The sequence below is a fragment of the Sphingomonas sp. DG1-23 genome (genome assembly GCF_030730875.1).
Lineage (GTDB): Bacteria > Pseudomonadota > Alphaproteobacteria > Sphingomonadales > Sphingomonadaceae > Sphingomonas.
This window is the reverse complement of sequence record NZ_JAVAMA010000003.1, coordinates 54129-80446: the sequence shown is the minus strand read 5'-3', so window position 1 is coordinate 80446 and position 26318 is coordinate 54129. Positions and strand designations below refer to the sequence as shown.

The window sequence follows — 26318 nt, the reverse complement described above, 5'->3', positions numbered from 1 at the left end:
CCCGCGGGAGTCGTTCATGTCCGCTGCCAAGACCCTTGCCGCTGCTTTGCCGATGCTCCAGCCCGAGGATGCCGGCGCCCGCCTGCTGCTCTTCGGGGTCCGGCAAATGGGTGCGCACGGCCTCCACGACGCGTGCACCGCGCACGCCTTCGTCACGGCGTTCGGCAAGGGCTTTCAGCGCCCGTTGGTGCTGCTCCGCGCCTTGATGGCCGAGATGTCCGCCGCCTCGGCCGGTCCGATCCAGATCGCGCCGTGGTGCTGCGCCCGCATGACCGGCCCCGAGGCAACTCTGCTCGAAGTGGTCGCCGGGATCCGCACCCATCCCGCCCGCGCGCATATGCTCCTCGCCGATCTGCTCGGCGTCCGCGACGCGACCAGCATCGGTTTCACCGCGCATGCGCTGGCCAACGCCTTCGCCGATCTGGCGCTGCCGCTGGATGAAGTGACGGGCTAGGCAGGCGCCGATTCGGATCAATGGCGCATCTGGGGGTGCTGGCGGACGTCGAGCACCGTCAGGCAGCGATCCGGCCACAGGATCGATTGCCCCGAACGCAGGCCGATCAGCGCCGCGCCAACCGGCGTCAGGATCGAGATCCGCCCGGCGGATATGTCCGCATCGCCGGGATAGACGAGCGTGACCGTGCGTGGACCATTTTCATTGTCGTCGAGAAAGGCGACTTCCGATCCCATGGTGATCACATTGGCCGGAATATGGGCGGCGCGGTGCAACCGGGCACGCTCCGCTTCGCGGAGAAGCAGTGCGCTCACCGCGGGCATGCGGCGCTCGACGCTCAGCGCGAGGTCGGTGAGCGTATCCGCCTCCACATCGATCATATGGATCGGAGGTCGACTGGCGGCTTTGCAAATATCGTTCATGGCATGGACTCTCTGGCATATGCGGGCTTTTCGCCGACGCGCCGATCGGCGCGTTTTCGCTCCCCGGGCTTCCGGGGACATGCCAGGGGAAGCCCGGGGCTAGTTGCCCGCCAGGAGTTGTCCCGCGTGGACGCGGTATCGCTGAAGGGATTGGCGATACGTCATGCCAAAGAGATGTGCCTTTGTGCCCAGCCTGTCAAATCGGGCTCGGCCCCGGCATTGGCCCGGCAGCGAATAGCCGGAGGTCGGAAGAGCAAGCGTGGAAAGCATTGCCCTTGTGGCACGGTGGACCCCGCACAAGGCCGGGGCGACGCCGGAGAAAACGCACGTCTGCAATCGGGCGAAAGCAGTCGTCGCATCTCGGCTAAAGCGGCCGCCGCGCGGGCAGGCGCACCGCCGTCACCCGCCACGTCAGCCCCTGCAATTCGAACACCAGTTCCGGGCCGCCCCCGTTGGCCGACGTCAGCGTGAACCGGCCCAGCGCGTCGCGCCGCACCCGCATCTCGCCGGGCCCGGCGCTCGCCAGCCCCGGCCGGGCCGCGTTGGCCACGGCGGCGCTGGCGAACAGCGCGCGCATGCCTTCGGGGGTGATCGCCGCATCGACCAACGGATCGGCAAAGCGTTCGGCCAGCGCCGCACCCAGTTGGTCGAGCGCCGAGCCATCCTTGTGCTCGAGCCGATCCTGCAACTGCGTCTTCAGGTCCGCGCGTATCGCCGGATAATCGATCTTCGCCGAGATCGCCGCGAGATCGCGCGCATCCGCGGCCTTTTTGAGCTGCAGCAAGGTCAAATAGGGCGATCCCCACAGCCATAGGCCGCCGGCCAGCGCCAGCAACACGATCAGAGCGATCGGCCAACGCCGCATCATGCCACTCCCTTCGCCCGCAACCCGGCAAGCGCTTCGGTCGCCCAGCGATACATGCCGGCATCCATGGCGCGCTGATGCCGGCTCAGCCGCTTCATCCGTCCCTCGACTTCCTCGAGCACGCCCAGCGCCTTGCGCTCCCAGCCCTGTTCGATCAGCAAAGCGGCATAGCGGCAGCGCGCCTCCTCGCCGGGCATCCGCGTGATCAGATCGGCATAGAGGTCGAGCGCTTCCTGCTTGCTTCCGCGATGATCGAGCACCCGTGCGCGGAGCAATGTCTGCCGGTCGCGTTCGCTCTGTCCCGCCGGCGCCGGGCTCGCGTCGAGCAGCATCAGCGCCTCGGCCGCCTGCCCGGTCTCGAACAGCGACAGCGCGAGCTTGTTCTGGCTGCGGATATCGGGTTCGCCGGGCGTCATCGCGATGCTCTCGCGGTAGAGCGGGACGGCCTCGGCGTGCCGCCCGAGCGCGGCCAGCGCATCGGCGACGCCGAGCCGGTTGGCCGCGGTATCGGCGAGGCCGAGTGCATCGCGCGCCGCACGCAGCGCGCGTTCGGGATCGATCGTGTCGATCGCCTTGGCCCGCGCGGTCCGCACGTGCCTGTTGCTGCCCATCCCCGGCAGCACCTCGACGATCAGATAGGCGATCGCGCTCACCACCGGCAGGAAGATCAACGCGGTCAGCCACAACGGATTGCGGCCGGTGCGCATCAGATGGACGATGCAGAGCACCTGCAGCCCGATCACGACAAGGAACGGCATCAGACTGGCTTCGCGTCCGCAGCCTCGGCGCCGGCGCGTGCCTTGCGCACGCTTTCGACCACGAAGCCCTTGCGCCACAGGATCCACAGCAGCAGCATCCCCGGCAGCGCGACCACCGTGGTCATCACCCAGAAGCCGACCCAGCCGAGCTGCTCGGCGATGATCCCCGCAGGGCTCGACAGCCATGTCCGCCCGACGCCGGCGAGCGACGAGAGCAAGGCGAACTGGGTCGCGGTGTAAGCGAGGCTCGACAGGCCCGAGAGATAGGTCACGAAGATCGTCAGCCCGAGCCCGCTGGTCACTTGCTCGGTGGCGACGGCGATCGTCAGCCACAACGTCGAATGCCCCTGCGAGGCGAGGATCGCGAAGGTCAGATTGCTGACCATCATCAGCACCCCCGATACGAACAGCGCGCGGCCCATTCCGAGCCAGGCGAGCAACGGCGCCGACAGCGCGGTGCCCAGGATCAGCCCCCAGAAGCCGATCACCTTGTTGATCGCGATGAATTCGGTGTCGCTGAAGCCGAGTTCGACGATCATCGGATTGAGCATCGCCTGGCCCATCGCGTCGCCGAGCTTGTAGACCAGCACGAACAGCAGGATCAGCACTGCGCCGCGCCGCATCAGGAACTCGCTGAACGGTCCGATCAGCGTCGACTGGAGCCATTGGCCGATCGATTGGCGGGCTTCCGCGCCGAGCACGCGATCGTGCAGTCCCGGGCCTGCCCAGAGCGCCGCGAGCAGCCCCGGCAGGATGCACAGCCCGGTCAGCCCATAGGCCTGGCCCCAGCCCAGCCCGAGCCCTTCGGGAGAGGCCATCGCGATGGTGCCGACGCCCGCGGCGAAGGCGCCGAGCCGGTAGCCGAACTGGTTGTTGGCGGTGCCGTGGGCGAGTTCGTCCTCGGCCAATATCTCGATGCGGTAAGCGTCGATGATGATGTCCTGCGTCGCGCCGAGAAAGGCCGTCGCGATCGCCCAGAAGGCGAACACGCCGAGATGCAGCTCGGGCCGGCTCGCGCCGAGCATCCACACCGATCCGAACAGCAATGCCTGGACGAAGAACAGCCATGCCCGTCTCTGTCCGAACAGGCCGGTGAGCAACGGCAGCTTGAGCCGGTCGACCAGGGGCGCCCACAGAAATTTGAGCGTATAGGGCGTGGTCAGTCCGATCGCGAAGCCGATCGTCTTCTTGTCGATGCCCACCTTGGCGAGCCAGAACGTCATCGTGCCGAGCAGCAGCGCCAGCGGAAACCCGCTCGAGATGCCGAGCAGCAAGGCCGCGATCGGCCGCGGGCGGAAATAGGGCGCCATGGTCGCGACGAATCCGCCGCGCGTGCCCTGTTCCAGTGTCGCCCCGTCCGCCATCCCTTGCTCCCTCTCGCCTTCCGCGCGACACTAGCCGAAAAGTTGCGGAGAGGAAGGATGAACGCGCCGACCCACGGCCAGCTCGCGCTGGCGGCCCAGCTCGCCCACGGCGGGCAACGCGGCGAAGGCGCGATCGCCTATGTCGAGGCCGACGTCTATACCAGCGCAGACCGCTTCGCCGCCGAGCAGGCCCGTATCTTCGCCCGCGCGCCGCTGGTCATCGCCCCCTCGGCACTGCTGCCCGCGCCCAACATGGCGGTGCCGCACGACGGCTTCGGCAAGCCGCTGCTGATCACCCGCGACCGGCACGGCGCGGCGCATGTCTTCCTCAACGTCTGCCGCCACCGCGGCACCCGGCTGGTCGAGGGCTGCGCGGCGGTGCAGTCGCCGCGGCTGGTCTGCCCCTATCATGCATGGAGCTACGCGCTCGACGGCAGCCTTGTCGGGCTGCCCCGCGCCGATAGCTTTCCGGGTCTCGACAAGGCGGCGCACGGCCTCCGGCGCCTGCCGACATTCGAGGCCGGCGGGCTGATCTGGTTCGCCTTCGACGAATCCGCCGATTTCGCCGAGGCCGGGACGCTGGCGCGCGATTTCGAGGCGTTCGATCTCGCCGACCAGCATCTCTTTCGCCGCCGCACCCACGACGTTCGCGCCAATTGGAAGCTGATCATGGATGCCTTTCTCGAAGGCTATCACATCCAGCGCCTTCACGCCGGCACGATTGCCCCCTTCTTTCGGGACGGCGTGTCGACCGCCGACGCCATCGGCCCGCACCAGCGCTCGGCCGTGGGGCGCGAGGCCGCGCTCGCCGCGCTCGCGTCGAGCGACTGGGCCGTGCTGCGCGGCGCGATCACCTACACCTATCAGATGTTCCCCGGCGCGGTGCTCGTGGTCAGCCCCGATTACATCAACCTGATGGTGCTGATGCCGCAGGCGCCCGATCGCGTGCTGGTCGAGGATTTCATGCTGATCCCCGAGGCGCCGGCGACCGAAAAGGCGCTGGCGCATTGGGAGAAGAGCTGGGAATTGCTCGACGGCGGCGTGTTTGCCGCCGAAGACTTCCGCGCCTGCGAGCTCGGTCAACAGGGGCTTGCCTCGGGCGCGCTCGATCGGCTCACTTTGGGCACGCTCGAGCACGGCATCCGCCAGTTCCACGACGCGATCGAGACGCGGCTGAAACCTACGCAAGACTCCTGAGCGCGCCGCGCGCGGGTGCCGACCGGCCTATAATGAGTCCGAGCCCCTTTCAGGATTTGAGATGTCCGCAGTCGCCGCCAGCCGCGCCTTCGCGCCGCACACCGACCCGTCCACGGCCGATACCGCCGCTCGCATCGCGGTGTCGCTGTCCTTGCTGTCGTGGCTCACCGTCCTGGTCGCGTTGTTCGTCCATTGACCTCCGGAACAACCCGCGCCGGGAAATCTCCGACTCTCTCCCCGCCGCGGCATCGGATATTCGTCTCGCCATGCTCCACACGCCCATCCCCGATCGCGTGGTCCGTGATGACCGCCGCTTGCCGCCCGCCGCCGGCATCCTGATCGCCATGGCCGGCTCGGTCCTTCTCTGGGGCGCGATCTACGCCGCCTGCGTCCTGAGCTTCTGACCGGCCGCTTCAGACCGCGTCGAGGAACAGGCTGAAGCTGCCGGGAAGTTTCCCCGGCTTGCGGCCGCGCATCACTGCCTCGATCCCCTCGATGGCCGCCAGCAGGTCGCGCTGCGGATAGGGCTTGGCGAGGCAACCCGCCGCCAGCTTGCGCGCCTCGCCCGGGCAGTTCCCGGTCACGAACAGCACCTGCACGCCGCGCGCACGCGCCCCCCGCGCCACTTCCACGCCGCTGCCGTCGGCAAGGTCCACGTCGACCAGGACCAGATCGATCGCCGTGTCGCCCGCGATCACCTGCAGCGCATCGGCGACCGAATCGATCGTCGCCACCACCGCGAACCCCTCGCTGCCGAGGAAATGCTCGGTATCGAAGGCGACCAGCGGCTCGTCCTCGACCAGCAGCACCCGCTCGATCAGCCGCTTCTTCTTCGCGAACAACATCGCACCGCTTTCTCTCGCGGCGTGGCCCCATGCCCCGCAAGCCGCTCCTAACGCCCGGAATCTTCCCGGCGCCGCAATAATTTTTGCCGAGGCGATCATAATCGCTATATCGCCGCGGTGTCCCCATCCAAGCCCCCCGAAACCCAGCGCATCGCGAAGCTGCTGGCCCGTGCCGGAATCGCGTCGCGCCGCGAGGTCGAACGGATGATCGCCGAAGGGCGCATCGCGCTCGACGGAATCGTCCTCGATACCCCTGCGACCCTGCTGACCTCGCTTCACGGCGTGACGGTCGACGGCAATCCCGTCGCCGCCCCCGCGCCGGCACGGCTGTTCCGCTATCACAAGCCCGCCGGCCTGCTCACCACCGAGCACGATCCGGCGGGCCGGCCGACGATCTATGATCGCCTGCCCGGGGGTCTGCCCCGGGTGATGCCGGTCGGCCGGCTCGATCTGAACACCGAGGGGCTCCTCCTTCTCACCACCGACGGCGAGCTCAAGCGCGCGCTCGAGCTTCCCGCCACCGGGGTCGAGCGCAGCTATCGCGCCCGCGCTTATGGCCAGATCAGCCAGCCCCAGCTCGAGGCGCTGATGCTCGGGGTCGAGATCGAAGGCGTGCGCTACGGTCCGATCAACGCCAATATCGAACGCCGCACCGGCGCGAACGTGTGGATCGAGATGACCTTGACCGAGGGCAAGAATCGCGAGGTCCGCCGCGTGCTCGAATATCTCGGGCTCGAGGTGAACCGGCTGATCCGCACCCGCTACGGCCCGTTCTGGCTCGGCGATTTGCCCCCCGGTGATGTCGACGAGATCCGTCAGAACGATCTGCTCACCTTCCGCACCGTGCTGGCGAAGCCCGGCGGCGGCAAGGCCGCGTCCAATTTGCAATTCGCGGTCCGCGCCCGCGTCGCCGAGCCGGCGCCGAGGCCGCAGCCGGTGGTCGAGCCCGATCGCCGCCTTCGCCGCGCCCCGCCCAAACCCACGCCTGTAGAACCCGCCGGTCCGCGCTTCACCGCGCGCGCCACGCCTCCCGCCCGCGAGGAGCATCGCCCTTCCAGCCGCAACGAACGCCCCGTTCGCGGCGAAGGTCGCCCGGCCGCCAGCGACTCCCGGTTCAAGCCCGGTACGAAAGCGCCCGGCCGCAACGAACGTCCCGCGCGCGACGACACCCGCGCGCCCGCGAAGGATGCCCGCTTCGGCCCGCGTGGAACCCCCGCGCCGCGGTCCGGGCGTCCGCCGCGCGAGGAGGCGACATCGATCGGCAAGCCCGCGCGTGCCGCCCGTGCCAAGGCGCATCGCGACCAGCAGGATCCCCGCCCCGGCGACATCGTCGAGCGGCCGCGCAACCCGCGCCCCACCAAGGGCCCGGCCGGCGGTCGCGGCAAGCCCGCGCGTCCCGCCCGCCCGCCACGGACGCGCAAGTAATGCGAGTCATCGCCGGCGAATGGCGCGGACGCCCTTTGGTCGCGCCGAAGGGCGACGCCACCCGCCCCACTGCCGATCGCACGCGCGAGGCCTTGTTCTCGATGCTCGCCAGCCGCCTCGGCAGCTTCGAAGGGCTGGCGGTCGCCGATCTGTTCGCCGGCTCGGGCGCGCTGGGGATCGAGGCGCTGTCGCGCGGCGCCGTCTCGTGCCTGTTCGTCGAGCAGGATCAGGCCGCGCTCGATGCGCTCAAGGCCAACATCGCCAGGCTGGGCGCCAGGGGCGCCGAGGTCCGCGCCACCTCGGCGCTGGCGCTGGGCCCCGCGGTCAAGCCGCTCGACCTGATCCTGATGGATCCGCCTTACGCCACCGGCGCGGGCGTGGTCGCGCTCGACAAGCTCGGCCGCCTCGGCTGGGTCGGCCCCGCGACGTGGATCAGCATCGAGACCGCGAAGGCCGAGGAAATCAACCTTGCCGGCTTCGAAATCGACACCAGCCGCGTCCACGGCAAAGCCCGGATCACCTTGCTGCGCAAGGTCTGACCTGCACCTCCCTCGTCACCCCGGCCGAAGTGCCGGGGTCCACCGGGCGGCGAGGCGAGCAGGAGGAGCGAGGTTCTCGCGGGCGGATGCGTGGACCCCGGAATAAGTCCGGGGTGACGGTCACGCTGTGTGTGCTTTCCGTCCCACCAGCGCCAGCCCGACCAGGCTCAGCACCGCCGCCCCGGCGAGATAATAGCCAACCAGCACCAGCCCGCCTTTTTCGACCAACGCGGCGGCGATCAGCGGAGTCAGGCCGCCGCCAATGATCCCGCCCAGATTGAAGGTCACCGACACCCCGGTATAGCGCACCCGTGCGGGGAACAGGCTCGGCAGCCAGCCGCCCAGCGGCCCGTAGACGAAGCCCATCACGAACAGCCCCAGCGCGAGCCACGCGAACACGCTCGCCAGCGCCCCTGCGGTGACGAACAATCCGATCGTCAGCCCCGCCGCCACCGTCGCCACGCAACCGATCGCCAGCACCCGGGTGGCATTGCTGCGATCGGCGAAGCTCGAGGCGATCCAGATCCCCGCCGCCATGAACAGGATCGCGACGAGCTCGACTGCGAGGAAGGTCTCGCGGTCATAGCCGAGCCCCTTGGTCGCATAGCCGATGATGAACACCGTCGAGATGTAGAACAAGGCGAAGCAGGCGACCGTGCCCACCGTCCCCGCCAGCGTCGGCAGCCAATGGTCGCGGAACAATTCGCCGACCGGAATGCGCGGCGGCGGCGCGGCATGCTGCGCCGCGACGAAAGCCGGGGTCTCGGTCAGCCGGACGCGCACCCAAAGCCCGAGCGCGACCAATGCGGCGCTGGCGAGGAAAGGCAATCGCCAGCCCCATTCGCGGAACTGGTCGTCGCTGAGCAGCCCGCCGAGGATCAGGAAAAAGCCATTGGCGAAGATGAACCCCACGGGCGCGCCGAGCGGCGGGAACGCGCCATAGCGATTGGCCCAGCCCCGCGGCGCATTCTCCACCGCGAGCAGGCTCGCCCCGCCCCATTCGCCGCCCAGCCCGAGCCCCTGTCCAAAGCGGAGCAGACACAGCAGGGCCGGCGCCACCCATCCGATCATGGCGTATGTCGGCAGGAAGGCGATCAGCACGGTCGAGATGCCCATCAGCATCAGCGATGCGACGAGTGTCGATTTGCGCCCCATCCGGTCGCCGAAATGTCCGAACACCAGCCCGCCCAGCGGCCGGGCGAAAAAGGCGACGCTGAAGCTGGCATAGGAAGCGAGCTGCGCGAGCCCCGGATCGGTGGCGGGAAAGAACAATGCCGGGAATACGAGCGCGGCGGCAGTCGCGTAGATGTAGAAATCGTAGAATTCGACCGAAGTGCCCACTAGGCTCGCGAACAGGATCCGGCGGTGCGATGCGATCGGTGCGGCGGCCATGGTCTCTCCCTCCCGGCCACCTAGAGCCAAAAGCGCGGCGTCCGCAAATCGAAACCCGCACCGTTCATGAGCCCGACAGTTTCGCTTCTGTATCGAACCTGCACCATCGCAGCACCGGAACGAGGGAGGTCGGCCATGCGCGAGTCAACAGGACGCAGGCTTGGATTCGCATTCCTCTTCGCGCTCGCCGCGGGGGTGCTGGTCCATTTCTACAATCCGGTGGACCATATCCGCGCCGACCTGCGCGCCGATGCCGGCGGCTTCAAGTTCAGCCTCGAGATCGCCGCGCGCGCGATCGAGAAGGTCTGCCAGGGCGTCTAGTCGCGGGTCCCGTTGTTCGCGCTGCCACTTTCATGTGGCCCGCATCGCGTCACCCTCTCGCTTCGAGCACCTCAGCCGAGGGCATAGGCCTTCACGACGGTGAGCATCAGCCAATAGAGGCCGCCCGACAGCGCCATCGCCGCCGGCAGGGTCAGCAGCCACGCCGCGGCGAGCTGGGCGATCGTCCGGCCCTGCAAGCCCTGCCCGTTCGCCACCGAGGCACCGGCCACGCCCGAGGACAATATGTGCGTGGTCGATACCGGCAGACCGAACCGGTCGGCGCTGAGGATCGTCGCCGCCGCGACCAGTTCGGCGGCGGCACCCATGCCATAGGTCATGTGCTGCTTGCCGATCCGCTCGCCCACGGTGATCACGATCCGCTTCCAGCCGATCATCGTGCCCAGACCCAGCGCGATCGCGACGACCACTTTCACCCAGAGCGGGATGAACCGCGTCCCCGCCTCGAGATTGCCCTGATAGTCCTTGATCGCCTTCAGCTCGGCAGGCTGGAACCCCTCGGCCTTCTTGGTCGCGAGCTTGGTGGTGTCGAGCACCAGATACATGTCGTTGCGCACGTTCGACGTCGCCTCGGCGGGCACCTTGCTCAGCGCGCCATAGCTGGCGACGCGCGCCGTCAGGTCGGTCGAGAGGCTGCCGAGCGCGGCATAGGCCCGGGCATCGACCTTGCGCTGCTGGAGCGCCCCGGTGAGCGTCGCGCGCGCCTGCCCGGGGGTCAGGACGATCCCGCCGCCGCGCGCTTCGAACGCCGCGGTCGCGACATTGGCGGTCTGGACGAAGGCGGGCGTGGCGCTGGTCGGCAGCGTGCGGTTGAGCGCATAGGCGGTCGGGGCGCAGCCGATCAGGATCAGCATGATCAGTCCCATGCCCTTCTGGCCGTCGTTCGAGCCGTGGCTGAACGACACTGCGGTGCAGGTGAAGATCAGCAGCGCGCGCACGCCGCGTGGCGGCGGCTTGTCGCCTTCGGGCGCGCGGTACAATTCGGGGCGGCGCACCACGGCGCGCATCACGAGGAGCAGCAGCAGCGCCGCGCCGAAGCCGATCAGCGGCGCCATCCACAATCCGGTGAGCACTTTCTGCGCCTGGCTCCAGTCGACACCCGCCGTGCCGCCGCGCGATCCGGCCGCGATCAGCTGGTTGGCGAAGCCGACCCCGAGAACCGATCCGATCAGCGTGTGCGACGAGCTGTTGGGCAGCCCGACATACCAGGTCCCGAGGTTCCACAGCACCGCCGCGAGCAGCAAGGCGAAGATCATCGCGAATCCGGCCGCGCTGCCCACGTTGAGGATCAGATCGACCGGCAGCAAGGTGATGATCGAATAGGCCACCGCCCCGCTCGAGAACATCACCCCGAGAAAGTTGAACACCCCCGACCAGACCACCGCGAAATGCGCCGGCATCGAATTGGTGTAGATCACCGTCGCGACGGCATTGGCGGTGTCGTGGAACCCGTTCACGAACTCGAAGCCGAGCGCGATCACCAGCGCGAGCACGAGGAAGGCGAACACCCCCAGCGCCAGTTCCTCGCCCACGCCACGGGTATCGGTGAGCACGCTCACCCCGGCATAGGCAAGCCCGCCGACCAGCAGGCCGGCGAAGAGCAGCCAGGCGTAGGGATGGGTCTTGTGATCGAATCGCGGACGCCCCGGCGGGTCGGCGGTCGGGGCTTGATCCAGTGCGATTGTGGCCATGATGGCTGCGAAATGACCGCGCTTCGTGACCGGCGTATGACGGCAGCGTTACAATCCTGCGACCGGGTTCACATGCAGGTCGTCCGGGTGACCTTGACCACCTTGCCGGCGGAATCCTTCTCCTCGTGCCGCCCGGGCTCGCAGGGCGGCCGGCTTTTCTCGGCCTGGCTCGTCCGCCACGCGACGACCGCCGCGACAACGGCGATCGCCAGCACGATCGCCAGCCGGATCTTTCGGTTCCTCAAATTCATCGCCGCGGCTTAGCCGCGCGCTTTCAGAAAGTGAACTGGACGAACAGCCGCGGCTCGGATCTCGGCCCGCTCCCCGCCAGCCGCTGCAGCCATGCCGCGCCGAGTTCGACCGTGTCGTCGCCCAGCTCGACCGTCAGGCTCGGCCCGGCATAATGCTCGCCCTGCGCCGCCGCCTGCCGATCACCGCCCAGCCGCACCGCGCGCCCCGACGCCTCGATCCCCAGCCACGCCTTGTCGCCCAGCGCATGCTGCACCGAGCCGGCATAAGCCACGTTGGTCCCGCGCGCGCCCTCGTCGCGCTGGTAGCGCAGCATCAGATTGGCCTGCACCCACCAGTTCGGCGAACGCCGGTCGACGATCCCGCGCAACTCGGCCTCGCCCAGCCGCCCGCCGCGATCGATCTCGATCTGCGTCTCCAGCCCCAGCCCGACCAGATCCGCCTCGGGATCGCTGAACCGGTACAAGGCCACCGGCCCCCACCCGTCCAGCGTCCGCCCCTCGAACTCGGCCTGCACGCCGAGCGCGAGGCGGTCGGTCACCCCGGCGATCACTTCGATCTGGTGATCGTCGGCTCCGCCATAGCTGCCGAGCGTTTCGGCCTGCCATTCGCCCTTGCCCGGCTCGACCTGATCGAGCTCCTCGACCTGCGCCAGCGCGGGCAGCGCGCCGAACAGCAGGGGCAGGAGCAGCAAGTGGCGCATTTGACATGATTCTCCCGCAGACGCTCGACCTTATAGACGCGTGCCGTGCGCGCCGGTTCCGGCTTGCCCCGGCAGCCGCCGTTCCCTACCTGTTCACCGATGAGTCTCCCTGCGCCAAGCCCCGACGACGCCCCCTATCTGCAGGGGCTCAACGCCCCCCAGCGCGATGCCGTGCTCACCACCGAGGGCCCGGTGCTCGTCCTCGCCGGCGCCGGCACCGGCAAGACCGCCGCGCTCACCGCGCGCCTCGCGCACCTGCTGTTCACCCGGAAGGCCTGGCCCAGCGAGATCCTCTCGGTCACCTTCACCAACAAGGCCGCGCGCGAGATGCGCGAGCGGGTCGGCCGGCTCGTCGGCGACGCGGTCGAGGGCATGCCGTGGCTCGGCACCTTCCACGCGATCGGCGCGAAGATGCTCCGCCGCCATGCCGAGCTGGTCGGGCTGCAGAGCAACTTCACCATCCTCGACACCGACGACCAGCTCCGCCTGCTCAAACAGCTGATCAGCGCCGCCGATCTCGACGAGAAACGCTGGCCGGCGCGCCAGCTCGCCGGGCTGATCGACGGCTGGAAGAACAAGGGCCTGACCCCCGGCGAGATCGACGCCGGCGAGTCCGAGGCGTTCGCGCACGGCAAGGGCAAGGCGCTCTATGCCGCCTATCAGGATCGTCTGCGCACCCTCAACGCCTGCGATTTCGGCGACCTGCTGCTCCACATGCTGGTGATCCTGAAGACAGATCGCGAGATTTTATCGCAATATCAGAATCGCTTCCGATACATCATGGTGGACGAGTATCAGGACACCAACAGCGTCCAATATCTCTGGCTCCGCCTGCTCGCGCAGGAGCGCAAGAACATATGCTGCGTCGGCGACGACGACCAGTCGATCTACAGCTGGCGCGGCGCGCAGGTCGAGAATATCCTCAAGTTCGAGAAGGACTTCCCCGGCGCGAGGGTGATCCGGCTCGAGCAGAATTACCGCTCCACCCCGCACATCCTCGCCGCCGCCTCGGGCGTCATCGCCAATAATGGCGGCCGCCTCGGCAAGACCCTGTGGACCGAGAAGGACCAGGGCGAGAAGGTCAAGGTGCTCGGCATCTGGGACGGCCCCGAGGAAGCCCGCCGCGTCGGCGAGGAGATCGAGGGCCTCCAGCGCGGCGGCCTCTCCCTCGACGACACTGCGATCCTCGTCCGCGCGCAGCACCAGACCCGCGAGTTCGAAGAGCGCTTCATCAGCATCGGCCTGCCCTATCGCATCATCGGCGGCTTCCGCTTCTACGAACGCCAGGAGATCCGCGACGCGCTCGCTTATCTCCGCGTCGTCGCCCAGCCCGCCGACGATCTCGCCTTCGAGCGCATCGTCAACGTCCCCAAGCGCGGCCTCGGCGACAAGGCGCTGGCCAAGGTCCACCAGTTCGCCCGGGCTGAGGGTCTCCCCCTCACCACCGCCGGCGCGCGCATCCTCGACACCGACGAGCTCACCCCGCAGGCCCGCCGCTCCCTCGGCAACCTGATCGGCGACATCGCCCGCTGGCGCGGCATGGGCGACACCCTCCCTCATCCCGAACTCGCCCGGATCATCCTCGACGAGAGCGGCTACACCGCGATGTGGCAGGCCGATCGCACCGCCGAAGCCGCCGGCCGGCTCGAGAACCTCACCGAGCTCGTCCGCGCGATGGAAGAATATGAAAGCCTGACCGCGTTCCTCGAGCATGTCAGCCTCGTGATGGACAATGAGGCGAGCGCCGACGAGGCCAAGGTGACGATCATGACGATCCACGCCGCCAAGGGGCTCGAGTTCGACACGGTGTTCCTCGCCGGCTGGGAGGAAGGCATCTTCCCCTCGCAGCGCGCGCTCGACGAAGGCGGCCTCGCATCCCTCGAGGAGGAGCGCCGCCTCGCTTATGTCGCGATCACCCGCGCCCGCCGCCGCGCGACGATTCTCCACGCCGCCAATCGCCGCATCTACGGCCAATGGACCAGCAGCCTCCCCAGCCGCTTCGTCGCCGAATTGCCGCCCGAGCACGTCGACAGCGAAAGCACCATGTCGGGCGGCGAGAGCCTGTGGCGCGCCAATTGGTCCGAACGCGCCGATCCCTTCGCCGACGTCGCCCGCGGCACCGGCCGCGGCCCCGGCTGGCAACGCGCCGCGGGCGTCGATGCCAGGAACCCCGGCGGCGGCTTCACCCAACGCACCTTCTCGCGCGAACCGGCGCGGGTGCTGGAAAGCCATGCGTCCGCGGTGAGCTTCGGCGCCAAGCCCCGCGCGGATCTGTCGGTGGGGCTGCGCGTGTTCCACCAGAAGTTCGGCTACGGCCTGATCGCCGAGATCGAAGGCAACAAGCTCGAGATCGACTTCGAGGTGGCGGGGCGGAAGCGGGTTATGGATAGTTTCGTGAGCGTGGGGGAATAGGCGACACGACCCTCTCCCCAATCCTCTTTCAGCAAACGGGGAGAGGGAGCGGGCTAAAGTCTCCCTCTCCCCTTTTAGGGGAGAGGGTCGGGGGAGAGGGGAAGTCACGACATGCGAGACCCGGAACTGATCCGTCGCGCCAAGGAAATGCGCGCCAACCCCACGTCCGCCGAAGCCCGCCTCTGGTATCACCTCCGCGCCCACCGCTTCGAGTCCCTCAAGTTCCGCCACCAGACGGACCTCGGCCGCTACATCGTCGACTTCACCAGCCGCACGGCAATGCTGGCGACCGAAGTCGACGGCGACACCCACGCCACCCAACAGGACTATGACGCCACTCGCACCCGCTAGCTCGAAGCCATCGCGCGTGTGGCCATGCCGCGCTGGCAGGCGGACAATGCCGAGGCGCTCGCGGCATCCAAAGCGCATGTCGAGCGGCGCGGCCTGCCCCTCGCCGACGCCCGGCTCTTTTAGGACCCGATGGCGCAATTCGACGTCTATGCCCGGCGCGACAGCCCGGCTTGCTGCTCGATTGCCAGGCCGATCTGCTCTCTACCCTGAACACCCGTTTCGTCGTTCCTCTCCTCCCGCGTAGTAGCGCGCCCCCGCCCGCCGAGCGCCTGAACCCGATATTCACCGTAGCCGGCGAGGAAGTCGTGATGTTCACGCAATTCGCTGCCGCGGTGCGAACCCGTGAATTCGGAAAGTGCGTCCGTTCGCTCTCCGAACAGCGTTATGCGATTCTCAACGCGCTCGACCTGCTGATCAGCGGGATCTGAGCGACGCTGCGAGCCTCTCACCCACTGGCAACCCCGCCCCACCGTGCTACCACCCCGCAAAATCTCCGGGGGACCCCAGCATGATCCGCGCCACGCCTCTCATCCTCGCCGCCCTGGCGGCAGCGCCGTCCGCCACTGCGCAGAACGACCCCCCGCCCACCGTCGAAGCCTGGCAGCAAGGCATCGACGCCGTTCTCGCCCAGCCGCATGGGATCACCGTCACCCACGCCCGCGACGACCGGAAGAAGACCTCGCTCCTCGTCCGCCCGATCGCCGGCAGCAAGACGCCCCGCCGCTGCGAGACCGAATTCGCCACGCCGGTCGCGACCATCGCCGCCAACGTCAAATCGGAGCGCAGCTGGCGCATCGCATGGGGCAGCATCGCCGAGGTTCGCCGCGAGGACACGACGCGGCTCGAGCTCGTCGCGAAGAAGCCCGACGGCGTCCGGACGCTGCTCGATTTCCCGAGCGGCGAGGCTGCGGCCCAATTCGCCCAGGCGATCGACTTCCTGCGCCAGAACTGCCCCGGCTGACCGGCTTCCAAAATAGGATTTCATCTGGGATAGACTCGTCGATGCCCGAGTCGTCCTGCCCTCGCGCGCCGTTCGCCGCGCTCACGCTCGTGCCGCGCCCAGACTGGCCGGCCGAACGCCAGCGCATTTTCCTCCACGCGCTGCTCCGCACCGGTGACGTCGCCGCCGCGGCCGCCAGCGTCGGCGCCAATGCGCACGCCGTCACCCGCTTGCGACGCGGCCTCGGCCGGCGCAGCGTGTTCTCGCAGGCGTGGCGAGAGGCAAAGGAAGAAGCCGAGGCAGACGCACTCGCCGATCGCATCCTGCGCAAACGCGGTCTCGATGCCACGCAGATGGCCCGTGTCGACGCCGTCTGCCACGGGAGCACAAAGGTGCGGCTGGCGCTCGCCCTGTTTCATCGCGCCCGCGGTCCGGCCAATGGCTGAGGACCCTTGCGCCCCTCCCGGCGAAGACCCCGACCCGCTCGCCTTCGTCCCCGTCGCGCTGGATCGCGTCCGCCACGACGGCTGGACGCCGCGCCGCCAGCGCGACTTCATCACGGCGCTTTCTGAGATGGGCACGGTGCTCCGCGCCGCCCGCGCCGTGGGAATGACCAAGCAATCGGCCTATAAGCTGCGCGAGCGCCCAGGTGCGGAGCGCTTCGCTGCGGCGTGGGATTGCGCGCTCCAGATGGGCTATGATCGCATGTTCGGGCTCGCGATGGATCGCGCGCTCAACGGCATCGTCACACCGCGCTTCTACAAGGGCAAGCAAATCGGCACACGCCAGCGATTCGACTATCGTCTCGCGCTAGCGGTGATCAACGCGCCGCCGCCGCCGCCCCGCAAGAAGGCGCCGAAATAAATCGCGTTTCGGAGAAGTTGGTCAACTTAGCGCAGCCGAGGGGCCAAGGGCTTCCCGTCCCCATTCAGCCGCGCTTCACCCGCATTGCCGGAACGTTTCGGCGTCGTCAGCCTTATCAGGGCACGCATCGAGGAGAATTGCACATGAAGACCATCACCGGCCTCGCGGCGCTCGCCGCGGCGCTCGTCGTCGCGAGCCCCGCCGCCGCCCAGACCAGCACGCGCTATGCCACCGGCTCGTCTCAGGACGAGGAAGCGCGCTTCGATGCCGCGCAGCGCCGCTTCGACAATGAATATGAGCAGTTCCAGGCCGCGCTCGACCGCTATCGCCGCGCCCGCGCCTCGCGCCCGAGCTATGACGATCGCCCCCGCTACGACGACAATCGCTACGACGACGATCCCAATTACGATCCGGCACGCGACTATCGTTCGGGCAATTATCAGGAGCGCACCCTGTCGCAGGACGACCGGGTCTATCGCGGCAATGACGGGCGCTATTATTGCAAGCGCAGCGACGGCACGACCGGGCTGATCGTCGGCGCCGCGGCCGGCGGATTGTTCGGCAACATCATCGCCGGGCGCCGCTCGAGCACAGTGGGGACGTTGCTCGGCGCGATCGCCGGCGGGGCGGCGGGCGCGTCGATCGATCGCAACCAGCAGCAGGTGCGCTGCCGCTGATGCTTGCGGCCGGGATTCAGGTCGCGGGGATTTCCACCGCGATCAGGGTCTCGGCCGCGAAGCGTTCGTCCCTGGGGTCGAACAATGCGCTGGGCCGGAATTCGCGTTCGGTGAGCGCGAAGCCGCCCAGCCCGACGAACTTGAATAGCCCGACCTTTTCCTCGCGCGGGGGCTGGCCGTCGCGCTCGATCGTGGTGGCGCCGACATAGACCTCGCCGTGGCGCGTGAAGGCGACATGCGGCGCCAGCAGCACGCGGCCGCCATTATAGGTCGCCTCGACGCAGCGGGTGCGGACGATGGCTTCGAACAGGGTCGGCATATTGGCGGCCGGGGTCGGCGCCGGATCGGGATCGCTACGGGACATCGGGGGGATATAGAGGTCATATTGCAGTGCAGCAAGATCAGTGCGGCTACGGATTGCTCGGGCGCATCGGCGGCGCGGAACGCTTCCGTACCAACCCCAATACGGCCTTTACCGGGGCCGCGGATTCACCCGCGGGAAGCTAGATGGAGGCACAGGGGAATAAGGAGAACACCCCGCGAATGCCCGTCGATCGTCTGCTTGCCCAACATTGCCGCATCCTCGCCAATGTGGACGCGGTGGAACAATTCGCCGCGGGGGCGGCGCCCTCGCACGCCGACAAGATGGCCGACAAGCGCTGGGCCTTCACCCGCGATCTGCTGCTCCATTTCGCCAGGATGGAATCGACGATCTACGGCCCGATGATGAACGACCGCCGCGAGCATGCCCAGCAGACCGCGGCGCTGGCGAGCGTCGAGACCGCGACCCTGATGGCCGAATATCGCGAGCATGTCGCGCGCTGGCAGGGTCCGCATCCCGCCGACCAATGGGAGACCTATCGTCGTGCGATTGCCCGGCTGATGCGCCGGATCCGGACGCGGCTCGAGGCCGAGGCCGCGGAGATCGTGCCGCTGCTTCCGATCCAGCATGACGGGCCCCGCAGCGGACCGACGCGCGAGACCTATGCCGCCGAGGCCTGGGAAATTCGCGGGGTGCTGTTCGACGGCGTCCCGCTGCCGAACAGCTGAACGCCTAGTGCCAGAAGAGCAGGAGCAGGATGATGATCGGAAGCGGGATGCCCAGCAGCCACAACAATATGCCCTTGCCCATCGCGGCTTCTCCTGACTCGTTGATTTCGCTGGCGTAAGAACCGCCGAGACGCGAGCCCGGTTCCGCAGGGCGGGCGCGCGGCGCATTCCGCCGTTGCGATGCCGCGGCGGACGCGCCAAGAGCGGGGCCATGCCGATCCATCCCTTCGCCGTCGCCAATTTCCGCGCTTACTGGATCGCCCGCTTCGCCGCGACCTTGGGGCAGATGGCGCTGGTGATCGTGATCGGCTGGCAGGTCTACGACATTGCCCGCGAGACGATGACGATCAAGCAGGCCGCGTTCCAGCTCGGGCTGATCGGCGTCGCGCAGTTCCTGCCCCTGCTCGCACTGTCGCTGTTCGCCGGCTGGCTCGCCGACCGGCTCGACCGCCGCTGGATCGCTCGCGCCGCCGTCGGGCTCGAAGTGCTCTGCGGCCTCGCACTCGGCTGGCTTACGTACACCGACACCATCACGCTCCCCGCATTGTTCGGCATCGCCGCGTTGCTCGGGGTGGCGCGCGCCTTTGCCGGCCCCGCGCTCGGCGCGCTGGCGCCCAATCTCGTCCCCAAGGAAAGCCTGCCCACCGCGATCGCGCTGAGTTCGACCTCGTGGCAGATCGGCACCGTGATCGGCCCGGCGATGGGCGGCTATCTCTACGCCGCCGGGCCCTCGGTGCCCTATTTCGTCGCGGCCGGCCTGTTTTCGCTCGCTTTGATCATGCTGCTGCTGATCTCGCCGGTCCCGCGCACCGCGATCAAGTCGACCGGCAGCCCCTGGGCGCAGATGGTCGACGGCCTCCATTATGTCCGGCGCAACCGGCTCGTGCTCGGCGCGATCTCGCTCGATCTGTTCGCGGTGCTGCTCGGCGGGGCGACGGCGATGCTGCCGGTCTATGCGCGCGACATCCTCCAGGTCGGCTCCGAAGGCCTCGGCCACCTCCGCGCCGCGCCGGCGCTGGGCGCGGTGCTGGTCGGCCTGTTCTTCTCGTGGCGCCCGCTCAAGACCGAGGTCGGCAAGAAGATGCTGCTCGCCGTCGCTGTTTTCGGTCTGGCGACCATCCTGTTCGGCGCCTCCGCCCCGTTCCTCGTCGGCCTGCTCGGCCCTTCGGCGATCGGCCACGACTTCGCCCCCGCCGTCTTGCTCTCGCTGGTCGCTTTGTTCGTTCTCGGCGCCGCCGACATGGTCTCGGTCTATGTCCGCCAGTCGCTGATCCAGCTCTACACCCCCGATCAGATGCGCGGCCGGGTCGGCGCGGTGTCGACTCTGTTCATCTCGGGATCGAACGAGCTCGGCGAGGCCGAGTCCGGTTTCCTCGCCGCGTTGATCGGCCCGGTCGCCGCAGTGATCGGCGGTGGCCTCGGCGCGGTGCTTGTCACCCTGCTATGGGCGCGGCTATTCCCCGAACTCAGGCGGGCTCGCACCTTCGATCCTCCGGCCAACCTCGAAGTGCCTCCCAAGGAGATGACGACATGAAGGCGAACACGATCCTCGAGACGATCGGCAACACGCCGCACATCCGTGTGCAGAAGCTGTTCCCCGACGCCGAGGTCTGGATCAAGTCCGAGCGCTCCAATCCTGGCGGCTCGATCAAGGACCGCATCGCGCTGGCGATGGTCGAGGCGGCCGAGGCTTCGGGCGATCTCAAGCCCGGCGGCACGATCGTCGAGCCGACCAGCGGCAATACCGGCGTCGGCCTCGCGATGGTCGCCGCGGTAAAAGGCTACAAGCTCATCCTCGTCATGCCCGAGAGCATGAGCCTCGAGCGCCGCCGCCTGATGCTGGCCTATGGCGCAAGCTTCGATCTCACGCCGCGCGAAAAGGGCATGAAGGGCTCGATCGAGCGCGCGATGGAGATCGTCGACAGCACCGAAGGCGCATGGATGCCGCAGCAGTTCGAAAACGCCGCGAACGTCGCGGTCCATGCCCGCACCACCGCGCAGGAGATCCTGAACGACTTCGCCGACTCCCCGATCGACGTGATCATCACTGGCGTCGGCACCGGCGGCCACATTACCGGCGTCGCCGAGACGCTCAAGAAGAGCTGGCCCAACCTCAAGGTCTTCGCGGTCGAGCCCGAGCTGTCCCCGGTGATCTCGGGCGGCACGCCCGGTCCGCACCCGATCCAGGGCATCGGCGCGGGCTTCATCCCCAAGAATTTCCACGGCGACGCGATCGACGGGGTGATCAAGGTCGATGCCGGCGTTGCCAAGGACATGGCTCGCCGCGCCGCGCGCGAGGAAGGCATGCTGGTCGGCATCTCGTCGGGCGGAACGCTCGCCGCGATCCTTCAGAAGCTTCCCGATCTGCCCGAGGGCACCCGCGTGCTCGGCTTCAATTACGACACCGGCGAGCGCTATCTCAGCGTTCCCGAATTCCTTCCCGAGAGGTGATCGCCTCCCGGAAACGCGACTGAACGGACCATTGCGGCGTTTCGGCGGCGCAATGGTTCCAAAATCGCGCTTGCTGCGTTATGGGCGGCGACCCCGCTGGAGCAGCCTTTTGTCCTTTTGCCTTCGCCTCGACCTTCCGACCCGGCGCGTCCGCGCGCAACGGGGCTGAGCGGGCACGCACGATGTTGATGCAATCCCACGATGCGACGCTTGCGCCCGCGCCGGCCCCGCGCCCTCCGGTTTCGCTCTGGCTTCGCGGCCTGCTCGGTGTGCTTGCGCTCGCCGCGATCGCCCTTCCCGTGCTGATCGTCGCCACGGCGCCGCGGGTCGTGGTGCACAACCGCGCACCCGTGGTGATCTCCAAGCGCGTCGTGCCGAAGCAGGAACTGCCCGAGGTCGATCCGATCAAACTGCAGGAAGTCGCGCCCGACGACGCCCGCGAGATCAACGCGGCGATCCCCTTCTCGACGCTTCCCAATCCCGCCGCGCGTGCGTTCAACCTCACGGGCGCGGCCGACAGCCAGGCGCGCGCCGTGGATTGCCTCGCCGCCGCGGGCTATTACGAAGCCGGCGACGACGCCAAGGGCCAGCGCGCGGTCGCCCAGGTGATCATCAACCGCATGCGCCACCCCGCTTTTCCCAAGACGATCTGCGGCGTCGTCTTCCAGGGATCCGAACGCAGCACCGGCTGCCAGTTCACCTTCACCTGCGACGGCGCGATGCTGCGCTACACGCCAAGCGCGGCGGCGTGGCAACGCGCGCGCGACGTCGCCCGCATGGCGCTCAACGGCTCGGTCTATCGCCCGGTCGGCCATGCCACCCACTATCACACTAATTGGGTCGTCCCCTACTGGAGCGCCAGCCTCGAAAAGATCACTGCGGTCGACACCCATTTGTTCTTCCGCTGGGCCGGCTGGTGGGGCACCCCGCCGGCGTTCAACCGCGGCTATGCCGGCGTCGAGCCCAACATCGCCAGGATGGCGCGCCTGTCGGCCGTCCATCTCGGCGACGAGACCAACCCGCTCGAAACCGCGCTGCAGGGCGACGGCTCGCTGGTCGACCCGGCGACGATCCCCGAAAGCGCCGTGCCCAATCCCGTCGGTGCCGGGCTCGACGCGAACCATTTCCTCGTCGTGCTCGACAGGAAAATGAACCCCGATGCCTTCGCGGCGCTGGCGATCAAGACCTGCGGCGAGCGGCTCTATTGCAAGTTCATGGCGTGGACCGACCCGAAGCAGAAGCCGGCCAAACTCCCCGCGACGCCCGCCCAGACCGCGGCGCTGTCGTTCAGCTATCTGCGCGATCAGGCGCAGGGCTATGCCAAGGCATTGTGGAACTGCCAGCAATATAAGCGGCCCAGCCCGATCCAGTGCATGCGCGTCCAGCCGCCGATCCTGACGCCACAGCCTGCGCCGCAGCCCGGCGCGGCTTCCGCGACGCTTCCCGAGACCAAGGCAGCGGGCCCCGCCTTGCTCTCCGGCGTGCGCCGCAAGACCGACCCGCCCCCCGCCACGGCGCGGCCGACGGTGACCTTCACGGTGACGCCGCCGAAACCCGCGCCCACGCCCGGCAACTAGCTTAGACGCGTGCCACCAGTTCCCGCGCCAGCGCTGCGGCGGTGGGTGCGGACACATCGGCGATATCGGGCCGGTGCCAGCCTTTCCCGCCCGCGGTGTCGATCGCGACGGTCGCGAGCCCGAGCCGCCGCTGGAGCCAGGTCCGGCGCACCGAAACCGTCTGCACCGCGGCATAGGGCACGATCCAGTCGCGCTGTGCCAGCACGCCGCGCGTCACCTGCGCGCTGGTCTCGCGCAGCCCGTAGCGATGAAAGCGCCGCTGGAGCAGCGCGATCCCGACGGGCACCGGCACCAGCGCAAGTCCGATCCACAGCGGCGGCAGGAAGAGCCCGGCGACGGCGAAGATCGCCAGCACCGGCAAGCCCTGGCGCAGCGCCACGCGAAGCACATGCCCGCGCGAAACCGGCGTCAGCGCGTCGGCTTCGAACGTCGGCAGTCCCGCCGCCGCGATCACCCGCGCGACTTCCTCGCCGCGCGCGAAGGGCGCCATCTCCTGCCGGCCCGAAGGGTCGTCGCTGCCGCCGAGGGTCTGGAAAGCGAGGCTTAGCCAGCCGAGCCGTCCGCTGAGCGGCGCACGGTGCACCAATGCCAGCTGCACCCGCGCCTTGACGATGACCACTTCGCTGCGGGTCAGCAGCCCGCGGATGCGCCGTAGCCGGCCGCCCCGCTCGTCCAGCCGGAAGCCATATTCCTTGGCCAGCGTCCGGACGAGCCCGGCGACCACCCCCAGCACCCCGGCGAGCGCGAGCACCGTCAGCGCGGCGGTCACGGTCAGATGGCTGCGCACTTCGCGCCCGGCGATCCCGACCAGTTCCTTCCAGTCGAACTCGATCACCCCGTCGAGCGTCTGGAGAGCGGCGAAGATCGCGGCCAGCCACACCAGCGAGAAGTTGAACAACCCGTAGAGCAGCACCCGCTTCAGCGGCATCGCGAACAAGGATCTCCCGGCATCTTCCGCAACCTCCGCGATTGCCTCGTCGACGCGCGTCGACACCGGCGTCCGACGCAGCGCTTGCCGAAGCCGATGCGCCTCGCGCAACGACACGCTGTCGAGCATCGCCTCGTCTTTGTCGCCGCCCCCGGTCTCGATCCGCACCAGGGCAAGTCCGAACAGCCGGGCGAGCGGCTTCTGCTCGATCGACACGTCCTGCACGCGCTCGAGCGGGATCGACCGGCGGCTGCGATGCAGCACCCCGCTCTCGATCACGAAAGCGTCGTCGGTCAGACGATAGGTGAAGAACCACCACCCTGCCCAGGTGAACAGCGCCATCGCCGCGACCCCGGCGAGAAGCAGCAGCGCCGCCTTGGCCATGCCGAACTGGCTTCCGGATGCGAGCAATGCGGGCAGGACGAGAAGCGTCGACGGTGCCGATTTGACCAGTCCGATCGCGATCGTGGCCGGATGGACCCGGCGCGTCGGTTCGTCGTTCACGCCGCGCTGCCTATCCGCGTGCGAATGACGTCGCGGATCTCCTCGGCAGTGGCGCGCGCGATGCCCGGCAGCGTCACTACGGTCTGGTCGGTCCCCGCAGTATGGAGCATCAGCCGCGCCACCCCGAAGCTGCGTTCGAGCGGGCCTTGCGCCACATCGATATGCTGGACGCGCACCACCGGAACGATGGTGTGGACCTGCGTCCACCAGCCATGCGCGACATGCAGCTCGCCGCCGGTAAAGGCATAACCCCAATGCCGCCACCGCCGCGGCGGGGATATGATCGCCAGCCAGATGCCCAGGAGCACAGCCACCCCGGCGATCGCGCCGTGCACCGGCAGCCGGTCCGCGATCGCGAATTCGGCGATACCCGCCGGCACGATCAGCGCCAGCGCCATCCCGGCGCCGCGCGCGTACATCACGTTCAATTGGCCGCGTTCGATGGGCATCAGGGGAACGATGGTCAGGGTCATGCCCCGACCATGCTATGTCCCCCGCCGCCGCTCAAGCGCGATCACGCCGCGCGGAACATCTCCGGGTCGAGCGCCATTACCGCGTCGCTGCCGCTCTCGACCTTGCGACGCAGCGCGCCGGCATCGGGCAGGAAGCGCTCGGCATAGAAGCGCGCGGTGACCAGCTTCGCTTCGAGAAACTTCGCGTTCTCGCTTCCCGAAGCGAGTGCCTCGGCCGCTGCTTTGGCCATGCGCAGCCACATCAGGCCGAGCGCGACCGTGCCGGTCAGCTGCATATAGGGATAGGCGCCCGCCCCGACGTGATTGGGGTTCTGGAAGCCGTTCGCCGCCAGCCACATGGTCGCGCCCTGGAGATGGCCGAGCGCTTTTTCCAGCGCCTCCGCAAAGCCCTTGAGCTTCTCGTCGCCCTTCGCCGCGGCGATTTCCTCGCTCACCAGCTTGAAGAACGCCTGCAACGCGCGGCCGCCATTCTGGGCGAGTTTCCGCCCGACCAGATCCATCGCCTGCACCCCGTTGGTGCCTTCGTAGATCATCGAGATGCGGGCATCGCGGACATATTGCTCCATGCCCCATTCGGCGATGTAGCCATGGCCGCCATAGACCTGCTGCGCGTCGGTCGCGACCTTGTAGCCGATATCGGTGCCGACGCCCTTGATCACCGGGGTGAGCAGCCCGATCAGATCGGCGGCGAGCTGGCGCTCCTCCTCGCTCGGCGCGGCATGCTCGAGATCGACCTGCAGCGCCCCCCACAGGCACAATGCGCGAAGTCCCTCGGTTTGCGCCTTGGCTTCCATCAGCATCCGGCGGACGTCGGGATGGACGAACAAGGTGTCGGCCTTTTCCTGCGGCTCGGCCGGGCCGGTGAGCGCACGGCCCTGACGGCGGTCATGCGCATATTGCACGGCGTTCTGATAGGCGGTCTCGCCGACGCCGAGGCCCTGCAGCCCGACGCCGAGGCGCGCCGCGTTCATCATGATGAACATCGCGGCGAGGCCCTTCATCTCCTCGCCGACCAGCCAGCCGGTGGCGCCGTCATAGTTCATCACGCAGGTCGAATTGCCGTGAATCCCCATCTTGTGCTCGATCGAGCCGCACGACACCGCGTTGCGGTCACCCAGCGATCCGTCGTCGCCGACCATGAACTTGGGGACGACGAAGAGCGAGATGCCCTTGCTGCTCTCGGGCGCACCCGGGGTCTTGGCGAGCACCAGATGGATGATGTTGCTGGTCAGGTCGTGCTCGCCCGACGAGATGAAGATCTTGGTGCCGGTGATCGACCAGCTGCCGTCGGCGTTGGGCTCGGCGCGGGTGCGGATCAGCCCGAGATCGGTGCCGCAATGCGGCTCGGTGAGGTTCATCGTGCCACCCCACTCGCCCGACACCATTTTCGGAACGTATTTGGCCTTCTGCTCCTCCGAACCCTTGACCAGCAGCGCCGCGATCGCGCCATGGGTCAGCCCCGGATACATCGCGAAGGCCATGTTGGCCGAGATCATATATTCCTGGAACGCGGTCGAGACGAGGTGCGGCATCTCCTGCCCGCCGAACGCGGCCGGCGCGCTCAGCGTCCCCCAGCCGCTCTCGACGAAGGCCTTGTACGCTTCCTTGAAGCCGTCGGGCGTGGTGACGCTGCCGTCGTCGTGGCGCGTGCAGCCCTGCTGGTCGCCCGAATGGTTGATCGGGAACAGCACGTCGGCGACGAACTGACCGCCCTGATCGAGCACCGCCTCGACCACGTCCGGCGTCGCATTCTGGAAGCCCGGCAGATTGGCGTAGCGATCGAGCCCGATCACCGAATCGAGGATGAAGCGCGTGTCGCGCACCGGCGGCGTATATTGCGGCATTTCT

33 protein-coding genes are annotated in these 26318 nt (G+C 68.3%); 19 read left to right on the top strand and 14 right to left on the bottom strand.

Annotation, left to right across the window (positions count from 1 at the left end; genetic code table 11):
* The first annotated feature begins 16 nt into the window (after positions 1–16).
* A complete protein-coding gene (locus Q9Q95_RS05935) occupies positions 17–454 on the top strand; it encodes a DUF6628 family protein (RefSeq protein ID WP_306094875.1) in 438 nt (145 codons plus the stop codon).
* A gap of 17 nt (positions 455–471) precedes the next feature.
* On the opposite strand, the gene rnk is transcribed toward Q9Q95_RS05935, so the two are convergent.
* The 4 genes from rnk to Q9Q95_RS05915 all read right to left on the bottom strand — a co-directional run bounded on the left by rnk (position 472) and on the right by Q9Q95_RS05915 (position 3863).
* Positions 472–876 (bottom strand): nucleoside diphosphate kinase regulator, encoded by a 405-nt coding sequence (gene rnk / locus Q9Q95_RS05930; protein WP_306094873.1) that lies wholly within the window; start codon positions 874–876, stop codon positions 472–474.
* 364 nt (positions 877–1240) lie between these two features.
* Positions 1241–1744 carry a DUF2939 domain-containing protein gene (locus Q9Q95_RS05925; RefSeq protein WP_306094872.1) on the bottom strand — a complete coding sequence of 168 codons (504 nt, stop codon included), beginning with the start codon at positions 1742–1744 and terminating at the stop codon, positions 1241–1243.
* The gene (locus Q9Q95_RS05920) at positions 1741–2499 is read right to left on the bottom strand and encodes a tetratricopeptide repeat protein (protein WP_306094870.1); all 759 of its coding nucleotides are present in this window, start codon (positions 2497–2499) and stop codon (positions 1741–1743) included. The genes Q9Q95_RS05925 and Q9Q95_RS05920 overlap by 4 nt, the downstream gene beginning before the upstream one ends.
* Positions 2499–3863: an MFS transporter gene (locus Q9Q95_RS05915; RefSeq protein ID WP_306094867.1), complete on the bottom strand. Its 1365-nt coding sequence runs from the start codon at positions 3861–3863 to the stop codon at positions 2499–2501. The genes Q9Q95_RS05920 and Q9Q95_RS05915 overlap by 1 nt, the downstream gene beginning before the upstream one ends.
* A 57-nt stretch (positions 3864–3920) precedes the next feature.
* Here Q9Q95_RS05915 and Q9Q95_RS05910 point away from each other — a divergent pair, with 57 nt between their 5' ends.
* The 3 genes from Q9Q95_RS05910 (at position 3921) to Q9Q95_RS05900 (ending at position 5464) form a co-directional block, all read left to right on the top strand.
* Complete coding sequence (locus Q9Q95_RS05910) at positions 3921–5060, top strand: aromatic ring-hydroxylating dioxygenase subunit alpha (protein WP_306094866.1); 1140 nt, start codon at positions 3921–3923, stop codon at positions 5058–5060.
* Positions 5061–5121: 61 nt separating this feature from the next.
* Positions 5122–5256 (top strand): hypothetical protein, encoded by a 135-nt coding sequence (locus tag Q9Q95_RS05905; RefSeq protein ID WP_306094863.1) that lies wholly within the window; start codon positions 5122–5124, stop codon positions 5254–5256.
* Between the two features lie 70 nt (positions 5257–5326).
* Positions 5327–5464, top strand: coding sequence for a hypothetical protein (locus Q9Q95_RS05900; RefSeq protein WP_306094861.1), 138 nt, complete (start codon positions 5327–5329; stop codon positions 5462–5464).
* Between the two features lie 9 nt (positions 5465–5473).
* Here the strand turns inward: Q9Q95_RS05900 and Q9Q95_RS05895 are convergent, their stop codons facing one another.
* Positions 5474–5905, bottom strand: a complete 432-nt coding sequence (locus tag Q9Q95_RS05895) for a response regulator (protein ID WP_306094859.1) — start codon at positions 5903–5905, stop codon at positions 5474–5476.
* A gap of 117 nt (positions 5906–6022) precedes the next feature.
* Between Q9Q95_RS05895 and Q9Q95_RS05890 the strand changes: the two genes are divergently transcribed.
* The gene (locus tag Q9Q95_RS05890) at positions 6023–7330 is read left to right on the top strand and encodes a pseudouridine synthase (protein ID WP_371876695.1); all 1308 of its coding nucleotides are present in this window, start codon (positions 6023–6025) and stop codon (positions 7328–7330) included.
* Complete coding sequence (rsmD, locus tag Q9Q95_RS05885) at positions 7330–7869, top strand: 16S rRNA (guanine(966)-N(2))-methyltransferase RsmD (protein WP_306094857.1); 540 nt, start codon at positions 7330–7332, stop codon at positions 7867–7869. Before Q9Q95_RS05890 ends, rsmD begins: the two co-directional genes overlap by 1 nt.
* A 120-nt stretch (positions 7870–7989) precedes the next feature.
* Here the strand turns inward: rsmD and Q9Q95_RS05880 are convergent, their stop codons facing one another.
* On the bottom strand, positions 7990–9261 hold the full coding sequence (locus Q9Q95_RS05880; protein ID WP_306094855.1) for an MFS transporter: 1272 nt from the start codon (positions 9259–9261) through the stop codon (positions 7990–7992).
* A gap of 135 nt (positions 9262–9396) precedes the next feature.
* Here Q9Q95_RS05880 and Q9Q95_RS05875 point away from each other — a divergent pair, with 135 nt between their 5' ends.
* Positions 9397–9582, top strand: a complete 186-nt coding sequence (locus Q9Q95_RS05875; RefSeq protein WP_306094853.1) for a hypothetical protein — start codon at positions 9397–9399, stop codon at positions 9580–9582.
* 71 nt (positions 9583–9653) lie between these two features.
* Here the strand turns inward: Q9Q95_RS05875 and Q9Q95_RS05870 are convergent, their stop codons facing one another.
* From Q9Q95_RS05870 to Q9Q95_RS05860, 3 genes are all read right to left on the bottom strand, one after another.
* The gene (locus tag Q9Q95_RS05870; RefSeq protein WP_306094851.1) at positions 9654–11291 is read right to left on the bottom strand and encodes an inorganic phosphate transporter; all 1638 of its coding nucleotides are present in this window, start codon (positions 11289–11291) and stop codon (positions 9654–9656) included.
* 68 nt (positions 11292–11359) lie between these two features.
* A complete protein-coding gene (locus tag Q9Q95_RS05865) occupies positions 11360–11536 on the bottom strand; it encodes a hypothetical protein (protein ID WP_306094849.1) in 177 nt (58 codons plus the stop codon).
* Positions 11537–11565: 29 nt separating this feature from the next.
* Complete coding sequence (locus Q9Q95_RS05860; protein ID WP_306094847.1) at positions 11566–12243, bottom strand: hypothetical protein; 678 nt, start codon at positions 12241–12243, stop codon at positions 11566–11568.
* 99 nt (positions 12244–12342) lie between these two features.
* Here Q9Q95_RS05860 and Q9Q95_RS05855 point away from each other — a divergent pair, with 99 nt between their 5' ends.
* From Q9Q95_RS05855 to Q9Q95_RS05820, 8 genes are all read left to right on the top strand, one after another.
* Positions 12343–14655, top strand: coding sequence for an ATP-dependent helicase (locus Q9Q95_RS05855; RefSeq protein WP_306094845.1), 2313 nt, complete (start codon positions 12343–12345; stop codon positions 14653–14655).
* A 111-nt stretch (positions 14656–14766) separates the two neighbouring features.
* Positions 14767–15006: a DUF559 domain-containing protein gene (locus Q9Q95_RS05850; protein ID WP_306094842.1), complete on the top strand. Its 240-nt coding sequence runs from the start codon at positions 14767–14769 to the stop codon at positions 15004–15006.
* Between the two features lie 18 nt (positions 15007–15024).
* A complete protein-coding gene (locus tag Q9Q95_RS05845; protein WP_371876694.1) occupies positions 15025–15129 on the top strand; it encodes a type II toxin-antitoxin system CcdA family antitoxin in 105 nt (34 codons plus the stop codon).
* 47 nt (positions 15130–15176) lie between these two features.
* Positions 15177–15434, top strand: coding sequence for a CcdB family protein (locus Q9Q95_RS05840; RefSeq protein WP_306094840.1), 258 nt, complete (start codon positions 15177–15179; stop codon positions 15432–15434).
* An 80-nt stretch (positions 15435–15514) separates the two neighbouring features.
* Complete coding sequence (locus tag Q9Q95_RS05835; protein ID WP_306094838.1) at positions 15515–15967, top strand: hypothetical protein; 453 nt, start codon at positions 15515–15517, stop codon at positions 15965–15967.
* Positions 15968–16008: 41 nt separating this feature from the next.
* Positions 16009–16392: a hypothetical protein gene (locus Q9Q95_RS05830; RefSeq protein ID WP_306094837.1), complete on the top strand. Its 384-nt coding sequence runs from the start codon at positions 16009–16011 to the stop codon at positions 16390–16392.
* Entirely contained in the window at positions 16385–16810 is a 426-nt protein-coding gene (locus Q9Q95_RS05825; RefSeq protein WP_306094835.1) for a hypothetical protein, read from the top strand. Before Q9Q95_RS05830 ends, Q9Q95_RS05825 begins: the two co-directional genes overlap by 8 nt.
* Positions 16811–16953: 143 nt before the next feature.
* Complete coding sequence (locus tag Q9Q95_RS05820; RefSeq protein WP_306094832.1) at positions 16954–17487, top strand: glycine zipper 2TM domain-containing protein; 534 nt, start codon at positions 16954–16956, stop codon at positions 17485–17487.
* A 16-nt stretch (positions 17488–17503) separates the two neighbouring features.
* On the opposite strand, the gene Q9Q95_RS05815 is transcribed toward Q9Q95_RS05820, so the two are convergent.
* Complete coding sequence (locus tag Q9Q95_RS05815) at positions 17504–17851, bottom strand: hypothetical protein (protein WP_306094831.1); 348 nt, start codon at positions 17849–17851, stop codon at positions 17504–17506.
* Positions 17852–18030: 179 nt separating this feature from the next.
* Here Q9Q95_RS05815 and Q9Q95_RS05810 point away from each other — a divergent pair, with 179 nt between their 5' ends.
* Positions 18031–18537: a hemerythrin domain-containing protein gene (locus Q9Q95_RS05810; RefSeq protein ID WP_306094828.1), complete on the top strand. Its 507-nt coding sequence runs from the start codon at positions 18031–18033 to the stop codon at positions 18535–18537.
* 4 nt (positions 18538–18541) lie between these two features.
* Here the strand turns inward: Q9Q95_RS05810 and Q9Q95_RS05805 are convergent, their stop codons facing one another.
* On the bottom strand, positions 18542–18760 hold the full coding sequence (locus Q9Q95_RS05805) for a hypothetical protein (RefSeq protein WP_306094826.1): 219 nt from the start codon (positions 18758–18760) through the stop codon (positions 18542–18544).
* On the opposite strand from Q9Q95_RS05805, the gene Q9Q95_RS05800 reads away from it, so the two are divergent.
* From Q9Q95_RS05800 to Q9Q95_RS05790, 3 genes are all read left to right on the top strand, one after another.
* Positions 18749–20071 (top strand): MFS transporter, encoded by a 1323-nt coding sequence (locus tag Q9Q95_RS05800; RefSeq protein ID WP_306094824.1) that lies wholly within the window; start codon positions 18749–18751, stop codon positions 20069–20071. The genes Q9Q95_RS05805 and Q9Q95_RS05800 overlap by 12 nt on opposite strands.
* Positions 20068–20988 (top strand): cysteine synthase A, encoded by a 921-nt coding sequence (gene cysK / locus Q9Q95_RS05795; protein ID WP_306094822.1) that lies wholly within the window; start codon positions 20068–20070, stop codon positions 20986–20988. Before Q9Q95_RS05800 ends, cysK begins: the two co-directional genes overlap by 4 nt.
* Positions 20989–21170: 182 nt before the next feature.
* Complete coding sequence (locus Q9Q95_RS05790; RefSeq protein WP_306094819.1) at positions 21171–22565, top strand: cell wall hydrolase; 1395 nt, start codon at positions 21171–21173, stop codon at positions 22563–22565.
* Position 22566: 1 nt separating this feature from the next.
* Here Q9Q95_RS05790 and Q9Q95_RS05785 read toward each other — a convergent pair whose 3' ends face one another.
* Genes Q9Q95_RS05785 through Q9Q95_RS05775 form a run of 3 tightly spaced genes read right to left on the bottom strand, consistent with a single transcriptional unit; the run spans position 22567 to position 26314 of the window.
* Positions 22567–23997, bottom strand: coding sequence for a PH domain-containing protein (locus tag Q9Q95_RS05785; RefSeq protein WP_306094817.1), 1431 nt, complete (start codon positions 23995–23997; stop codon positions 22567–22569).
* Positions 23994–24470, bottom strand: a complete 477-nt coding sequence (locus tag Q9Q95_RS05780) for a PH domain-containing protein (protein ID WP_306094815.1) — start codon at positions 24468–24470, stop codon at positions 23994–23996. Before Q9Q95_RS05780 ends, Q9Q95_RS05785 begins: the two co-directional genes overlap by 4 nt.
* Positions 24471–24511: 41 nt before the next feature.
* On the bottom strand, positions 24512–26314 hold the full coding sequence (locus tag Q9Q95_RS05775) for an acyl-CoA dehydrogenase C-terminal domain-containing protein (RefSeq protein WP_306094812.1): 1803 nt from the start codon (positions 26312–26314) through the stop codon (positions 24512–24514).
* Positions 26315–26318 lie beyond the last annotated feature (4 nt).